At 68.5% G+C, this 15838-nt stretch carries 17 protein-coding genes; 6 read left to right on the top strand and 11 right to left on the bottom strand.

What is annotated here, in order from left to right:
- Positions 1–471: a PaaI family thioesterase gene (locus OHA21_RS37745; RefSeq protein ID WP_328463370.1), complete on the top strand. Its 471-nt coding sequence runs from the start codon at positions 1–3 to the stop codon at positions 469–471.
- Between the two features lie 296 nt (positions 472–767).
- On the opposite strand, the gene OHA21_RS37740 is transcribed toward OHA21_RS37745, so the two are convergent.
- The 8 genes from OHA21_RS37740 to OHA21_RS37705 form a co-directional block, all read right to left on the bottom strand.
- Positions 768–1646, bottom strand: coding sequence for a nitroreductase (locus tag OHA21_RS37740; RefSeq protein ID WP_328463368.1), 879 nt, complete (start codon positions 1644–1646; stop codon positions 768–770).
- The gene (locus tag OHA21_RS37735) at positions 1643–2056 is read right to left on the bottom strand and encodes a DUF5994 family protein (RefSeq protein ID WP_328463366.1); all 414 of its coding nucleotides are present in this window, start codon (positions 2054–2056) and stop codon (positions 1643–1645) included. The genes OHA21_RS37740 and OHA21_RS37735 overlap by 4 nt, the downstream gene beginning before the upstream one ends.
- A complete protein-coding gene (locus OHA21_RS37730) occupies positions 2053–3057 on the bottom strand; it encodes a diacylglycerol/lipid kinase family protein (protein WP_328463364.1) in 1005 nt (334 codons plus the stop codon). The genes OHA21_RS37735 and OHA21_RS37730 overlap by 4 nt, the downstream gene beginning before the upstream one ends.
- Entirely contained in the window at positions 3054–4352 is a 1299-nt protein-coding gene (locus OHA21_RS37725) for an AI-2E family transporter (protein WP_328463361.1), read from the bottom strand. The genes OHA21_RS37730 and OHA21_RS37725 overlap by 4 nt, the downstream gene beginning before the upstream one ends.
- Before the next feature lie 210 nt (positions 4353–4562).
- Positions 4563–5627: a glycosyltransferase gene (locus OHA21_RS37720; protein ID WP_328463359.1), complete on the bottom strand. Its 1065-nt coding sequence runs from the start codon at positions 5625–5627 to the stop codon at positions 4563–4565.
- The gene (locus tag OHA21_RS37715) at positions 5624–6760 is read right to left on the bottom strand and encodes a glycosyltransferase (RefSeq protein WP_328463357.1); all 1137 of its coding nucleotides are present in this window, start codon (positions 6758–6760) and stop codon (positions 5624–5626) included. The genes OHA21_RS37720 and OHA21_RS37715 overlap by 4 nt, the downstream gene beginning before the upstream one ends.
- 128 nt (positions 6761–6888) lie before the next feature.
- Positions 6889–7053 (bottom strand): hypothetical protein, encoded by a 165-nt coding sequence (locus OHA21_RS37710; RefSeq protein ID WP_328463355.1) that lies wholly within the window; start codon positions 7051–7053, stop codon positions 6889–6891.
- Positions 7054–7244: 191 nt separating this feature from the next.
- Positions 7245–8273, bottom strand: a complete 1029-nt coding sequence (locus OHA21_RS37705) for an ATP-binding protein (protein ID WP_328463353.1) — start codon at positions 8271–8273, stop codon at positions 7245–7247.
- Positions 8274–8586: 313 nt separating this feature from the next.
- Here OHA21_RS37705 and OHA21_RS37700 point away from each other — a divergent pair, with 313 nt between their 5' ends.
- The 3 genes from OHA21_RS37700 (at position 8587) to OHA21_RS37690 (ending at position 10823) form a co-directional block, all read left to right on the top strand.
- Complete coding sequence (locus OHA21_RS37700; protein ID WP_328463351.1) at positions 8587–8949, top strand: STAS domain-containing protein; 363 nt, start codon at positions 8587–8589, stop codon at positions 8947–8949.
- A 407-nt stretch (positions 8950–9356) separates the two neighbouring features.
- On the top strand, positions 9357–10097 hold the full coding sequence (locus OHA21_RS37695; protein ID WP_328463349.1) for an ATP-binding protein: 741 nt from the start codon (positions 9357–9359) through the stop codon (positions 10095–10097).
- Positions 10098–10304: 207 nt separating this feature from the next.
- Positions 10305–10823, top strand: coding sequence for a hypothetical protein (locus OHA21_RS37690; protein WP_328463347.1), 519 nt, complete (start codon positions 10305–10307; stop codon positions 10821–10823).
- Here the strand turns inward: OHA21_RS37690 and OHA21_RS37685 are convergent.
- The 3 genes from OHA21_RS37685 to OHA21_RS37675 form a co-directional block, all read right to left on the bottom strand.
- Positions 10783–11514 (bottom strand): GAF and ANTAR domain-containing protein, encoded by a 732-nt coding sequence (locus OHA21_RS37685; protein WP_328463345.1) that lies wholly within the window; start codon positions 11512–11514, stop codon positions 10783–10785. The two genes, OHA21_RS37690 and OHA21_RS37685, sit on opposite strands and share 41 nt — an antisense overlap.
- Positions 11515–11559: 45 nt before the next feature.
- Positions 11560–12270, bottom strand: coding sequence for a GAF and ANTAR domain-containing protein (locus OHA21_RS37680; RefSeq protein ID WP_328463343.1), 711 nt, complete (start codon positions 12268–12270; stop codon positions 11560–11562).
- Between the two features lie 261 nt (positions 12271–12531).
- Positions 12532–13554 (bottom strand): fatty acid desaturase family protein, encoded by a 1023-nt coding sequence (locus OHA21_RS37675; RefSeq protein ID WP_328463341.1) that lies wholly within the window; start codon positions 13552–13554, stop codon positions 12532–12534.
- Between the two features lie 121 nt (positions 13555–13675).
- On the opposite strand from OHA21_RS37675, the gene OHA21_RS37670 reads away from it, so the two are divergent.
- Positions 13676–14941, top strand: a complete 1266-nt coding sequence (locus OHA21_RS37670) for a sensor histidine kinase (protein ID WP_328463339.1) — start codon at positions 13676–13678, stop codon at positions 14939–14941.
- The gene (locus OHA21_RS37665; RefSeq protein WP_328463337.1) at positions 14914–15549 is read left to right on the top strand and encodes a response regulator transcription factor; all 636 of its coding nucleotides are present in this window, start codon (positions 14914–14916) and stop codon (positions 15547–15549) included. The genes OHA21_RS37670 and OHA21_RS37665 overlap by 28 nt, the downstream gene beginning before the upstream one ends.
- Positions 15550–15838 lie beyond the last annotated feature (289 nt).

Below are 15838 nucleotides of genomic sequence, written 5' to 3'. Positions count from 1 at the left end.
ATGGAGCATCGCGACCAGGACCAGGTGAACGCCGAGGTTCGTGAACGCATCGAGGCAAGCTTCGCCCGGCAAGGCTTGATGCGTCATCTCGGCGCCAGGCTGACACAGATCACGGCGGGACGCGTGCACATCGAACTGAACAGCCGCCCGGAAGTGACCCAGCAGCACGGCTACATCCACGCCGGGGCCACCAGCGCCATCGCCGACAGCGCCGGCGGATACGCGGCCCTCACCCTGTTCCCGGCCAACACCGAAGTACTCACCGTCGAATACAAGGTCAACCTCCTGGCGCCCGCCGTCGGCGACCACATCGAAGCCGTCGGCACCGTACTCAAAGCCGGTAGGACCTTGACCATCTGCCGACTTGAGGTCTTCGCCTTTCCAGACGGCCAGCAGCGGCTGATCGCCGCCGGCCAGCAGACGCTGTTCCGCGTCCCGGACCCCGGCAGCGACGGCACCCAGCGACACTGATCATTGTTGCTGCTGGCGGGGTTGTGAAGGGCGTTGCGGTGGCGTGGATCATCGCGGGAGCTGACAAAGCGCGTTTTGAAGGTGGTGGCGTTCCGGACCGGAGGCTGCCCGGTGCCCCTTCCGGGAGCACCAGGCTGTCCGCATTCGGTGTTCAGCCGCGTGCTGCGGCTGTACGTCGGGTGGCCGCTCGCCTGTGAGGATGTCATGACCAGGCCCGGGATCTTGACTCAGCACGGTGAACGCCGGGGTCCGGAGCGTTACGGATTGACTTCTCCGCGTTGCTCCCGTTCGGCCGGCTATCGACCCAGTCGAATGACCTGGTAGGGAACGCCGATCTCGGGCATCACACGACGCAGGAGCTCCCGGGAACCGGCGTGCTCGATCGGTGCGCTCAACGACAGCACCGACACCCCGAGACCGGTGGCCACGAGCGAGCCGGTGGAGAGGGCCTCGCCGGCGTGCAGCCAGTCGATGTCTCGATCACCCGGTCCGTGCAGGACCGCGAAGGTCGCGGCCCGGTCGTGATCGCCGTGGGCGATGGACGGCTGTGCGATTCCGGTGGTTCCGGCGATCCGGTCACTGCCGGTCCACAAGGCGAGTTCCGCATGCCATCGGGCCTCAGCCGGACCGGGTTCCGAAACGTTGGCAGTCGTCAAAGTGAGGTCCAGGAGCTGGTCCGGGCGTAGCACCGCGAGGCGAACGTGCTGGGACTCCAATGCCGTGCCGATGGCCCGCAAAACCTCCGGTCCGATCGGATCGCCGGTGACCGGGCGTCCGTCGCTGGACCGGACACGGATGCAGCGGGCCAGGTTGGCGGTGGCCGGGCTCACCGGGGCGCGCCCGTCGATGTGCAGGCTTGCCAGCAGGCCCGGCACGCCGGGGTCGGGCAGCCGGGAGGTCGTCACGCGCCATCCGCGCGCCGCGAGAGTCACCCGGGCGTGATGCAGGGCGGCGCCACAGCCGAGCATGGTGAATCTGCCGTCCGGGTCGGGCAGACCTGACATCCGGGCTGGGGCGGCGAACAACTCCAGTGCTCCGCGGTTCAGGCGCCATCGCCACGGTCGCCGGTCGTGCGCCGACGGCGCCCGGTTGGCGGCGACGACAGCCCGGGAGAAAGCCTCGTTGACGATACGAGGGGTGACCGGGCGGGGCACGCGGGCCGCGAGGGGGGTCATCGGACCGCTCGCACGCGTGACAGGCCGAGACCGCCGCCCTCGGTCTCCCAGGTTTCCGTCTCCAGCCTTGCTTCCGTGCCGTCCGGGGCCGCAGGACCCGGGCCGGGCGGAACCACGCGCATCGTGAAGGTGCCCCCGTCGACGCAAACGACGGTCATCGTCCACGGTGGCGGGTTTGCTAGATAGTCGACGTCGACCGTACGCCCGTCCACGACCACCCGGTCCGGACCGTTGGCCCAGCCCTCGGCGCTCAGGGCCAGGCGTCGCACCGGTCCACGGACATGATCGAGCATCGGCAGCAGAACGCGCAGCTCGACATCGGTGTCGAGCGACTGGGGCCACCAGGTGCCGTCGAACGAAGCGCAATCGGGCCGCTCGGTAGGTGACAGGAATGCCGGGCGCAGGGTCATGACGTCACCGTCGTTCTCGACGATCGGGAGACGGCCGCGCCCGCGCGGTCGGCGGCTGCGGCGGCGTCGACGCTGAGGTCGGGGTGGTCGGCCGGTTCGGGCACGCACAACCAGAGCGCCTGCGGCATGACCTCGACGATCAGCCGGTCGCCGCTCTCGATGAGATCGCCGTCGAGTTGGCGCGGCTGTGGCCGGTTGCTGAGCACCTCGATGCGGCTGCCGCGGAAGACCTCCAACGCGGGAACCCGGCCGGTGCGCCGGAGGAGGCCCCACCCCAGCGCCATCCAGGTGCGCAGCTTGTTGGGGGTCAGGACGGCGACGTCCAGGACCCCGTCGTCCGGTTGAGCCTCGCTCAGCAGCCTCAGCCCGCCCTGCAGGCGGCCCACGTTGGCGACGAGGACCGACCGGGCGCGCCGGCGCATCGGCGTGCCGCCGTCGATGCGGATGGTGACCCGCATCGGCCGGTCCTTAAGATGCTTCATGGCGCCGAGAATGTACGCGGGCCATCCGATGTGCTTCTTCGCGGTGTCCGAGGTTGCGTCGAGCATGTGCGCGTCGAAGCCCATGCCCGCCATCACCGCGAAGTGCCGGCCGTCGAGAGTGCCGACGTCCAGGCGTCGCAGCCCGCCCTCCAACGCGACCGCGAGACCGGTCGCCAGATCCGTGGACAGCCCGAGGTTGGCCGCGAGCAGGTTGCCGGTACCGGCGGGCAGGACGGCCATCGACACCTCGGTACCGGCCAGCGCCGACACCGCGGACATCACGGTCCCGTCTCCGCCGCAGACGAACACCACCTCGGCGCCCGACTCGACAGCCGACCGTGTCTGGCCGAGCCCGGGGTCGTCCTCGGTCGTCTCGAACCATCGCGGCGCGGGCCAGCCGGCTCGGATCAGCGTGTCGTCGACGGTGCTGCGCAAACCGTCCCAGTCGTCGATCTTGGCGGGGTTGGCGACGACCGCCGATCGGGGCGCTCGGTTGGTGTGGCTGGTGGTTTCGGTCATCGTGACGGCCCGCTTTCGATGGGTGTTCCGGTGGGTGCTGGGTCGCTGCTGGGAACTGCGGGCTCGGCCGGCTCGGTCCCCGGCGGTTCGTGGTCCGGGGTGGGCTCGCCGTCCGGGTGGCTGAACAAATATCGGATGGCGGTGTTGAGGACTGCGAGCAGTGGTATGGCGACCAGCCCGCCGACGATGCCGGCGACAACCACGCCGATAGCGATCGCCAGGATCACGGCGAGCGGGTGCAGCGCGACGGCACGCCCCATGATCAGTGGCTGCAGGACGTGGCCTTCGATCTGCTGGACCGCGAGGACCACTCCCAGCACGATCAGCGCCTTGACCGGTCCGACGGTGACGAGCGCGACCAGGACGGCGACTGTGCCGGACAGGGTGGCGCCGATGACCGGGATGAACGCGCTGAGGAAGACCAGCGCGGCCAGTGGCAGGGCGAGCGGCACGCGCAGGATGGCGAGACCGATCCCGATACCGGCGGCGTCGACGAAGGCGACCAGCACCGTGGCCCGTACGTAGGAGACCAGGGTGTGCCAGGAGTAGTGCCCGGCCCGGGCGGTGGGGAGCCGGGCGGCGCGCGGCAACACGCGGCAGACGAACGTCCAGATCTGTCCACCGTCACGCAGGTAGAAGAAGAGGGTGAACAGCACGAGGAGGAATCCGGCCACGACTTCACCGAGCGTGGCGGCGGTGTTCCAAGCCCCGGAGGTCAGCGTTCCCTGGTTGTCGGTGATCGCTGTACGCAACCGTTCGAGCCCGCCGCTGAGCTGACTCTGCGACAGGTGCAGCGGACCCTGTGACAGCCAGCCTTGCACCTCGGCGAGACCGTCGGCGACCTGGGCGCTCAGGTCGTCCAACTGCGAGATGACCGTCTGCACGATCAGGGTGAGACCACCGAAGACCACGAGCAGACCGCCGACCAGTACGAGACCGGCCGCGAGTGAGCGATTGACGCCCCGGCGCCGCAGGGCGGCCGACACCGGTTCGAGGAGCGCGGCCAGCAGCAGGGCTATCGCGATCGGGACGACCACGATCTGCAGCAGGCTGACGACCCGGATCAGCAGGTAGGCGCAGGTGATGAAAAGGATGACGCGCCAAGCCCAGGCGCCGGCGATCCGTACGCCGTCCGGTAGCCGGTCGTCCACCGACGGGGCTTGTTCGACCAGGACGACGGATGACTCACCGAGCGCGGGATCCGCCGTGAACGGCGGTGGTGTCCAACCTCGCCGGGCAACGGCGAACCGGTCCAGCGTCTGCTTACGGGCGATGTCGGCCCACACCGGGGCCATCCTCAGGCCGCCTTGAGCGGGGACACGATGACGACGTCGTTGCTCATGGGGCGACTCCTTGAATCCTGCCGGCCGTGAATGGTGAGGCGAGGTCACATCGGGCAGACGATCGGATGCGGCCAAGAAGGGCCGCGGGAGTCTGGGCGGCCGCCGTGATCACGTAGGCGACATGGCCACGACATGGGGTTCGATCACATCCGTCATACCCCGCTACCCGGCCGGCGAAACGGCGCGGAGAGAGGCGTGCCGCTGGAAGGTGGCGATCAGGGCGAGAGTGGATTCGGCGCCTTGATTGAGGTTGGGCCCGGTTGGGGTGAGACCGTCGTATCCGCCGCCGGTTGAGGCGTCCCACATGGGTCGGCCGATGTCGTTGTCACCGAGGAACCACGCGATGCACCGGTGTACACCCGTATGCCAGGCCGGAGCGCCGGTGACGGCGGCGGCGGTGGCGCAGGCGTCGGCCAGTGCCGCGACCTCGATCGGTTGCTGGTCGTACCGCAGCCGCGGGGTTCCGCGTCGCCAGCCTGTCGCCGGCAGTACCGACAGGTGGCCGTCGCTGGTCTGGACGTCGAGCAGCCAGGTGAGCATGCGCAGGCCGGCGGCGAGGGCCGAGGGATCGCCGAGGAGATCGCCGGCGGCGATGAGCGCCTCGGCGAGCGCGGCATTGGCGTAGGTGAGCCGTTCCTCCGGCCATGGCCAGTGCGGATCGGAGCAGGGATGCCCGATCACCGTAGCGGCCGCCGACAGGAGCGAGGCGGCCGGTTCGTCGCCCGGATCGGCGCGGAGCACTTCGGCGGCACCGAGCGCGGCGAATGCCATGGCCCGTGGGCTGCCGGACCGGCGTGAGGCGCCCTGGACGAAAGCGTGGTGGGCCTCCTGGCGGATCCACGGGGCGGGGCAACGTGCCGCGGCGGTCCCGAGACCCCACAGGGCACGGCCCCACCAGTCCCCGAGACCGGGTTCATCCGACCACACCCGGTCGAATCCGAGCCGGTTACGGAAGGTGCCGGTGGCGTCCTGTGCGTGCGTGAGGAACGTCAGATAGCGCTCCGCGAGATGCAGCGCCTCGGCGGACGGGTCGACCTCGCGGCTGATGACGACCAGCCCTCGGGCGGCATCGTCGGTGCAGTAGCCGTGCTCGCGGCGGGCGACGGCGTGCCGGGCATGCTCGAAGAGGCCGGTGTCGTCGGTCAGCCGGGCCAGGTGGGTGAAGGTGACGGAGAAGAACCGGGCCGAGTCGGGTTCCGGCGTCGTGCTGATGGTCCTCGTGGTCACTTGCCGGCCACGGTGGTCAGGTGGCGGTCGGCAACGAGGGTCGCAGCCAGTTCGTGGTAACGCCGAGCCACAGCGGGCCAGCGCAGTGCCGGTTCGGCGTGCCCGCTGCGGTCGCGCAACGTGGCGGCGAGGGCAGGTTCGGTGAGGATGCGCCGGACGGCGGTGGCGAGCGCAGCGGGGTTCTTGTGCGGGACGAGCAGGCCGGGGCCGTCGGTGAGCAGTTCGATCGCGTGCGGGAAGGCGGTCGCGACGACCGGGATCCGTGCCGCCACCGCCTCGACCAGGACGCCTGACGTGACCTGCTCAGTGGAGTCGTACGGCAGCACGACGACATCGGCGGAGCGGATCAGACTGCCGAGTGCCTCATCGTCGAGGTAGGCCGACGCATAGCGCACCTGGTGCGCGATGCCGAGAACCGCGCCGAGTTTGTGCAGTCCGGCCCGATAATCCTCGCCGTGGAGTTCGGCAACCTTGGGGTGAGTTCGACCAGCCACCGTATACACGGGCACGGGTTTCAGGTCGCGTAGCCGGGCCAGGCCGCGCAGGGCCCATTCGATTCCCTTGCCCGGACCGAGCAGACCCCAGGTCAACAGGTGCGATTCCGAGTGCCGGCGGTTCGAGGGGCCAGCGTAGTCGGAGGCGCCGTGCGGGATCACCGAGATCTTCGTGGCATCGACGGCGTAGCCGTTGAGCAGCCGGTCGTGTGCGGCCCGGGTGATAGTAACGACCGCGCTGGCGTCCGCCACGATCTGTTCGAGCAGCGACTTCTGATTCGGGGTGGGATGAGTGAGCACGGTGTGCAGGACGACGAGGCTCGGTACGGTGAGCCGACGCAGCACGGACAGGACCTCGCCGCCGTCATGGCCCGGGTAGATGCCGTACTCGTGCTGAACGACCGCGATGTCGAAACTGTTCAGCGCCTCCGCGCTGTCGCGCCACCCAGCCGCCGTTCCGGCCGTCCACGTGTGCACCACCTCGGCCCCGGGTGTGAGGTCGTCGCCGTGCGCCGCAACCCGCACGACGCCGACAGCGGCGGCGGACCGGTCGAGGTGGGTGACGAGCGCGGAGTTGAACGTCGCGAGGCCGCATCGGGTAGGCGGATGGGTACTGAGGAATCCGTACTTGATGGTCATGAGCCGTACCCTCTGTCGGTCGGCCCGCCGCGAATCACGTGACGGGGCCTCACACGGCGCCGGCGCACCAACGCCGTCGGCACCGTTCGTCCTGTTGGATCCCACAGCCGAGGAGCAGGTGCCGAACCTCACACCTGGTCGGGTCCGGCCAAGGTGGAGAGATCGAGATGAAGCATGGCCAGCAGTCCGCCGTGATGTGACGGATCGATGCGGTCGGGCAATTCGCGTTCGACGAAATCGGCTCGAATCTGCTGGCCGCGTTCGCGGAGCACCGCGACCACTGTCGCCTTCATGATGATCATTGTCCCCGCTCCGAACGTTGCCCATGGATGAGGCCCACGGATGGGGGCCAACGAAAAGGGTCTCGAGCCGCCGGAGTCTGGAGCGACATCAGTCAGACTACGCCTGAATGACCCGAAGGGCCGAGCTGTGCTTCGGGAGGTGCTGCTCGCGGTGACGCGACACGGCCGTGACCATGACCGGCTCAGCCGTGGCCGGAACCGCCCGCGTCGTTGTGGTAGCACAGCCTCACCCGGGTGCCCGTGGTGTCCGTGGTGATATCCATGCTGGTGCAAGCGCGTTCGATGAGCTGGAATCCGGTGACCCGCCGCTGCCGCACGCCGGTTCGGGGGCGGTCGGCGTGAGCGGATCGCAGGGTCGTGCCGATTCCGGCGCCGTGGTCGCTGATCTCGCACCAGAGGCGACTGTTGCGGCCCCACAGCAGCAATTGGCCGAGGCCGCCGCCGTGCTGCACGGAATTGGCCATGGTCTCGTGCACGGCCAGCGCGAATCGGTCCGCGTCGGCACGGACCAGGCCGTGACGGATGCTGACGGTGTGGACCCGGATGCGCACCCGTCTCATCGAGGCATGGTCGAACCAGCGGACCAGTGGCGGCACGGCGGCAGTGGCATCGGTCCGCCGCGAGGTCAGGGCGATCGGCATGCCCGCCCCGGAAGCGTCCTGCCGGGCCTCGGTGAAGGCGCCGGTCCAGTCCAATCCGAGGCGTTCCAGGGTGAGCAACTCGGTGGCCGCAGCGGTCAGTTCCGCCGCGGTGGCCTGATCGGCGCGGGAAAGACTACCTGGCGTACGCCGGTACAGGTCGACGGCTCCGGCATGCCGGACGCCGCCGGCGTGTAAGGGCAGAGCGAACACCGCCCGCGCCCCGGAGTGCAGCGCTGCCGGGGTGAACCGCGGCCAGTGCTCACGCCACCACGGATCGCTCAGATCGGCGGCGTGCACCGGCCGGCGGGTGGAGGTGGCGTCGCGGCACGGGCCGTCGTCCAGTCTCTCCTGGGCGTCCTCGAGACTGGCGCTGCCCTGGTCGCTGCTGAATCGGATCTGCGGGAACGGGTCGCCCTCCGGGCCGGCCGAGAGACCGATCCCCGCGACATCCGGTATGAGTGCCGAGCCCGCGCGGCACAACCCGGTCAGGTCCGGGCCGTACATACGGATCAGGTTCCACACATGGCCCGGACGTGTTCCGCCGAAGTCCATGGCGCCGTGCTGGTACATCGCTGCTCCTTGACTGGGTGGCAGCGCTACCAGGGTCTGGGGCAGCGATTTCGACGCAGACCGAACGGGGTCCGTGGATCTGTGCGCATCGTAGGTCCTGGTGATGCCCGGACGATGCGGGTCACATTAGCGCGACGCAGTGAAGGCCGACGGACATTTCGTACGCCTGCCGTGTGGTGGCCCGCGTCCCGGATCGGGACTACGATTCGGTGTGCCGTCGGGGTGCTGATGTCTCGCAGGTGTCCCAAGTGTTGCAGCGGTGGACTGCCGTTCCCGGTGTCCCGCTGTCGGTGGTGGCGAGGCGGTGCTCACGATGACGGTGTCGGACCTCGGCCCGGAGGCCTGGGTGACGGTGCATCCGCCGGTCGACGGAGTGATCTTGGTTGTCGTGGCGGGTGAGCTGACACGGCCCGTGGACGCCACGGTGATCGAGCAGTTGATGGGCGCACTCGACCAACCAGGGCACCTGTTGCGGCTGGATCTCTCCCAGTTGAGTTTCTGCGATCTGGCCGGGCTGCGAATGCTGATCAGCTTTCAGGAGCGAGCCGGCGCTCGCGGGGTGCGGGTGCGGGTGGTCGCGATCTCCGAAGCGGCGCGGATGCTGGCCGACCTGACCGGCATGCAGCCTTTCGGTCAGTTGGGCGGTTCCGAAGACGAGCCCGGCCCGGCGGAATGACCTCGGACCCGGTGCGGCCCCAGCGCACCCGAGCCGCCTCAGCATCACGCACGTCAGGCGTGAGGTACCGCATCCGACGCTCCGAGTCGATATGTGAGATTTATGGGCACAACTGCGATCTTCGGCCTGCCGGTATAACGTTGGGCCGCGACGGTGTCCCATCGTCGTTCGCTGCTCCGGACCCAGGCGGCGCGCCTTCTGAGTAGGTGCCCTGGAGCAGCCGTGGATTCCGTAACACGTCCGGTGTACACCATGCTGGCCGCGCCGCCGGGTGCGTGGAGCCTTCTCCCACCCGGTCCCGGTGCGGGCGACGGCGGCCGATGACCGCCGTGGAGCGGCGCGAGGGAGCACCGCCCCTTCGATCGCCGTATCTGGTGGCGACGGTCACTGACCGTCGTGGGGTATCGGTGGGTGTCGTCGCCGATGCGAGCAGCAGCGTGGTCGAGATCAAGGTGCACGGTCACTGGTCGCAGCAGCTCGGCGAGCAGATCATCGCGGGACTGGAACTCTGCCTCGCCGGGCCGTCCGAGGCCATCATCATGGACCTGCGTGACTTCAGCGATCTGCACGGACTGAGCCTGCGGTACTGGCTGGCGGCACAGCGGAAGGTACAAGGCGGCGCGCTGCCGGTCATTCTGGCGCTGTGCATGCCACCGGCGACGATGCTCGGATACCGGTTGCGGCATCACGACGGGAACTCGTTGCCGCTGTTCGCCACGATGGGTGAGGCGCGGGCCGCGGTCGTCGGCAGGCTGAGACGAAGTCACCGGTGGCAGACCCGTCTGGCGCCGGTCCCGGTCTCCGTCCGGGCGGCCCGTGGGCTGGTGGAGCGGGCATGTGATGCCTGGCAGTTGCACGATCTGCGGCAGGGCGCCGCACTGGTCATGTCAGAGTTGGCCGCTAACGCCGTCGAGCACGCCGGCACGGATTTCGTGCTCACCGTGCTCCGGCGCGGCCGGGATCTGCATCTGGCTGTCCGGGACGGTGACACCCGCTATCCGCGTCTGGTCGAGTCCACCCGCGCGGGTCAACGGCTTCCGATCACTGAGGGTGGGCGGGGTCTGATGCTGGTGCATGCGGTCGCCGCGAGGTGGGGTGCCATACCGGCCCACGGTGGCAAAGTCGTGTGGGCGACGTTTTCCGCGTGACAAACGCCTGTCGATCGGCGGGCGCGCTCGATCACGGCGGGGTGTCGGGAAACCGGTAGTCACGTCGCCCTAACCATGTCCACGCCGTGGCACGGCGCCTGCCGAGTGAGGAGCCACACGTTCACGTGTGGTCGACGGAGGGAACCGTGGCTATCTTCCGGGTGACGACCGGCATGCCGGAGCAGGCTGAAGCCGTAGCGTCATCGGGTGAAGGACCTACGCATGTCGCTCCAGACCTCGGCGGCACTCCCACTCGCCGTTGAATGGAGCACCATGACGGACATCAGAGACGGCCCGGCCAGAAGAACACCTTCCGCCGGCATCAATGGCGACTCAAGCGACACCATGTTGCTCGAAGCGGTCTCGAAGGGCAGCGTGCTCGCGTTCCGCGTCCTGGTCGAGCGGACGTCGGGGGTCGTCGGCGCCGTGCTGGCAGAACTCCTGTCCGACCGTGTATGCCGAGACGAAATACTCGCGGCCACCTATCTGGAGGTGTGGTGGCTGGCCGGCTGTCACGTTCAGCCGGACATCGAAGCCGCGAAATGGATTCTCGGGATCGCGCGGCGACGGGCGGCGGAGACCTGCGCCGACCCCGTGCCGGGCGGCGAAGGGCCGCGGACCGGGTACGCACACTTGGAGTTCGCCACTCTGCTCCGCCGGCCGGACAGTGCCCCGCCGGTGACGGTCAGGGCTGCGCCAGACCGGGCAGTGATGCCAGATCGGTGACGATCAGCGCGGCAACCTCGGTGAGACGCCGGTTGTGGTTGCGGGCGTAGGCGCGGATCCGGCGGAACGCCTCATCGACGCTGACGTCGTGGACCTGTGCGAGAGCACCCTTGGCCTGCTCGATGATGATCCGGCTGTTCAACGCCCCCTGTAGTTGTTCGGTCAGCGCCTCACTGCGGCGGATCGCGCGTTCCTGCATCAGCCCGATGGTCGCCACGTCAGCGAGAGCCTGCATGATCGGCACATCGGCGGCCCCGAAATCGCCGCCGGTGGTGCTGCCGAAGATGTTGAGAGCACCGATCACCTGGGAACGCAGCCGCAACGGGAAGGCGTGCACGGATCGGAAGCCCGCCTCCGAGGCCCGGGGCGCGAAGCGAGGCCAGCGGCTTGCCGCCGCCGCCAGGTCGACGTTGATGACCGGCTGTCCGGTCCGGTACGCCTCCAGGCAGGGGCCCTGATCATTCTGCAGCTGGAACAATTCGATCAGGCGTACGTTCTCGTCCGAACCGGCCATGAACTCCAGCCGTCCGCGTTCGTCGGCCAGCATCAGTCCGGCGGCGGCCGCGTTCACCAGACTGCGGGCCCGGTCGGTGAGCATGTGCAGAAACTCGAGGAGGTCGAACTCGTCGACCAACGTGTCGGCGACCTCCACGAAGATGCTTGCCAGTCGCTCAGCCGAAACGCCGCTCATGCCCTGTCTCCCGGTAGTTCGGTACCCAACAGCCACTCATCCGTGTCAACCGTCAAATCGCAGCCGGCGCTGCACGATGTCGTGGGCGACATCCTCCAGGCGACGGTTTTCGGCGAAGGCATATGCCCGGATCCGTACCAGAGCCTCACTGATGGATACCCCCAACTGCATCATGACCATCCCCTGTGCCTGGAACAGTTCAGCCCGGCGCCCGACGTCCAGAACCGTGGCACCGTCGTCAGCGGCGGTCTCATCCTGCTGCAGGTCCAGCAGGACCTTCACGGTGAGCTCCGCGAACGTGAACGCCAACTGCAGTTCCGCGCCGCTCATCGGCCCGACCCGGTCCCGGAAGACGTCCATGACACCGAGCCGGGCGGCGCCGACCTGCAACGGGAAGGCGAAGACAGCCTGGACGCCGGCGTCCTGGGCGGCCGGGGTATAGACCGGCCAACGGCGGCCACCCCCGTCGGACAGATCCGCCGCGAGAACCGGACGGCGAGCGGCGAAGGCATCGATACAGGGCCCCTCGCCGAGAGTGAACTGCAATTCCTCGACACGTTCGCTGACCGGATCCGACGTCGCACACACCCCGCGTGTCCCGTCAGCGGTCATCACGCTGATCCCGGACCCACTCGCCGACAACGCCCCGACGGCGGCGAGACAGATCCGCCGTAACAGACCCCCATCCGCCGGCTGGGCCTCGACGAGACGCCGGACGAGCGCACCGTGGTCATCGCCGCGGGCAGGCGAGGTCATGATGCCGCACCGTCTGGGCTGGAACGGAACGATCCGCACGTCAGTGCCGACACGGCCGCCCCTTCCCCGCACAGACGCCGAGGACCAGGGCGGCTTGAGTCAATAGATAATTACACCTTACGCCCGGCACCGGCGCGAACCGGCACAGGAACTTGCCCACGCTTACCGATCAGACGGTTGGTCGAAGCGGTCACGCCCGAAGTCGCTCGTGATGGTGTCGAGGCCGGTCGGCTCGGCTCGGGTGCCGGCGGCGGTCCTCGGTCAGTGGGCGTCTCGCAGCGGTGCCCCGACCTCGTGCAGGTAACGCAGGGCCTGACGGTACGACTCGATCAGCCCGGTCTGCTCGTAGGGCACACCGATCTCCGCGCAGTACTGCTGAACGATCGGCTGAACCTTACGCAGGTTGGCCGTCGGCATGGCCGGGAACAGGTGGTGCTCGATCTGGTAGTTCAGGCCGCCGAGCGCGACGTCGACGAACCATCCGCCGCGGACGTTGCGGGAGGTCAGCACCTGTTTGCGCAGGAAGTCCTCGTCACCGGTGGGATGCGGCATCCCCTTGTGATTCGGTGCGAAAGTCATGCCCAGGTAAACGCCGAACAGACCCTGATGCACCACCAGGAAGACCAGCGCCTGCAACGGCGACAGCACCAGGAACAGCGCGCCGAGATAGCAGACCGCGTGGACCACGAGCAGCCCCGACTCCAGGACCGGGCGTTTGACCGCGCCTGCTCGCAGCGCCTTGATGCTGGAGATCTTCAGATCGAGGCTGAGCAGTGTCAGCAGCGGAAAGAACAGGCCGGCCTGGTGACGGGTGACGAAGGCGGCCAGCCCGCGGCGGCCGACCGCTGACTCGGTGGCCCAAATCAGCACCTCCGGTGCCACGTCCGGGTCGAGGTCGTCATGGTTGGGGTTGTTGTGGTGGCGCGTGTGCTTCTCCATCCACCAGCCGTAACTCATGCCGATACCGAGGTTGCCGGCGATGCGGCCGGCGATCGCGCTCGGGCCCTTGGTGCGAAAAACCTGCCGGTGAGCGAGATCGTGGGCGACCAGACCCAGCTGGGCGAACGCGACGGCGAGCACCACCGCGACGGCCAGCGTCCACCAGGAGGACCCGATGACGAAGAACGCGGCCCAGCCTCCGGCGGCCAGCAGACCGACCAGCGCGAACCGCAGAATGTAGTAGGCGGGCTGACGCCGCATCAGGCCGAGAGCGTTGACCCGGCGGTTGAGTTCCGCGAAATCGCTGCCGGCCGGTGAGGTACGCCGGAGTGTGGTTGCCGTCATCTGCTCAGTGTCGTCTCGCAAGACCGAATGGTCAGGAGTATCAGCGCCCCACCGGATTGGGGTGTTAACACCCCTTGCCGTGGCCTCGGCACCATCCGTGGATACGCGAGAGGATGGTGACATGTCGTTGCGGGATCGATGTCGCGCCGGCCTGTCCGCGACCGGGCACGGCGTGTTCGCGATCGGTCTCGGCTTACTCAACGGGCCGGTGCTCGCCTTGTGGTTGGTCGCTCTCGTGCTCAGCCCGGTGCCGATGCTAGGCGCTGACCTGCTGCATATCGCCACCATCGTCGTTCGGTGGCGGGCCGACATCGAGCGACGCCTCGGTGCCCTGGCGGGGGTGCCGATCCGTCGCCCGTACTGGCCTTCGCCGGATCGAGCCGAGCTGGGCAGCCGCCGGTGGGTCAGGTGGATCATCACCGATCCGGCGACCTGGCGTGACACGGCCTGGTTACTGCCGGGCGCGGTGGTCGGGGTGACACTCGGTGTGATCATGGTGGCGATTCCGGCGTACGGCCTGGTCGGCGTCGTTCTGCTTCCGCTGTGGCTGTTTCTGGGCGACGTGTGGTTCGGGTACGGCGTGTTCTGGCCGACCGCGACCCTCGCCGAGGCCTGGCTGGCGTTTCCACAGGGCCTGATTCTGGTGGTCGTGAGCCTGGGCGCGGCCCCGTTGCTGCGCCGCACCGACATATTGTTCGCCCGGCTCTTCCTCGCCCCGACCAAAGCGGCTGAGCTGCGCTTGAGGGTCGCCCATCTGACCACGACCCGAGCCGATGCCATCGGCGCGCAGGCCGCAGAGCTGCGGCGCATCGAGCGGGACCTGCACGACGGCGCGCAGGCCCGGATGGTGGCGGTCGGCATGACGATCGGGCTCGCCGAACGCCTCGTTCTCCGGGACCCGGGCGCCGCGCTCAAACTGCTGGCCGAGGCGCGCACGTCCAACACGGCCGCGCTGGTGGACCTGCGGCATCTCGTCCGGGGCATCCACCCGCCGGTGCTCGCCGAACGCGGGCTTGAAGGCGCCGTCCAAGCGCTGGCGCTGCACCTGCCGGTACCCGTCGAGGTGACTTCGCAGTTGCCGGGCAGGCTGGAGACGCCGATCGAATCGGCGGTCTACTTCGCGGTGGCCGAGGCGCTGGCCAACATCGGCCGGCACAGCCGGGCCGGCTCGGCCTGGGTTCACCTCCGGCACGCTGAGGGACGGTTGTTCGTCGAGGTCGGTGACGACGGGGTCGGCGGCGCCGACGCGACCCGCGGAACAGGTCTGCACGGCATCGAACGGCGGCTGGGTACTTTCGACGGCACGATGATGATCACTTCGCCGTCGGCCGGCCCGACCGTCATGACCATGGAGGTACCGTGCGCGTTGTCATCGCCGAAGACCTGACGCTGCTGCGAGACGGGCTCACCCGCCTGCTCGAGGCGTTCGATTTCGAAGTGGTCGCGGCCGTCGACAACGGGCCCGCGCTGCTTCCCACCCTGCTGCAACACCGGCCGGACGTGGCCATCGTCGATGTACGGCTGCCGCCGACCTACACCGACGAAGGCCTGAAGGCCGCCATCGCCGCCCGCATAGCGATTCCCGGACTACCGGTCCTGGTGCTCTCCCAGCATGTCGAGCCGCTCTACGCCCGCGAGTTGCTCACCGACAGCGGCCGAGGCGTCGGCTACCTGCTCAAGGACCGCATCTCCGACGTCGAACAATTCGTCCAGGCGGTCCAGCAGGTCGCCGCGGGCGGGACAGCCCTCGACCCGGAGGTCGTCAGCCAGCTCCTGGCCCGCCGGGAACCACTGAAAGGCCTGACCCCACGCGAGCACGACGTCCTCAAACACATCGCCGAGGGACGCTCGAACGCGGCCATCGCAGCCCAACTGTTCATCACCGAAAAGGTGGTCAGCAAATACATCAACAACATCTTCAGCAAACTCGGCATGCCGCCGTCCGACGACGACAACCGGCGCGTGCTGGCGGTTCTTCGATACCTCGACGTTTGATCACCGTGGATCGTCGGACCAGGATGTGCCACCTGGAGCGTGAATCGATCAGCGGTGTCCGGGCGGTGAGGCATCGGACGGGTGCACCGTGAGCTGGTAGCTCGTTGCCTGGGTGTCCAGTTCGACCGGTATTGTTGTCCGGCAGGTCGCCCTGTGGTCGGCTACGCAGGACTGCGGGGCTGCGAGGTTCGCGGATGTCGGGCTTCATCGCGTATGGCGTGACAGTTAACTCAGTGGAAAACCAGCAGGCCGCGTGGATCATCTCGGACTGTTAGCGTCGTGATCACTT

Origin of the sequence: Actinoplanes sp. NBC_00393 (genome assembly GCF_036053395.1) — a bacterium.
GTDB lineage: Bacteria > Actinomycetota > Actinomycetes > Mycobacteriales > Micromonosporaceae > Actinoplanes.
The sequence above is the reverse complement of the archived record's forward strand: the minus strand, read 5'-3'. Positions and strand labels throughout refer to the sequence as shown.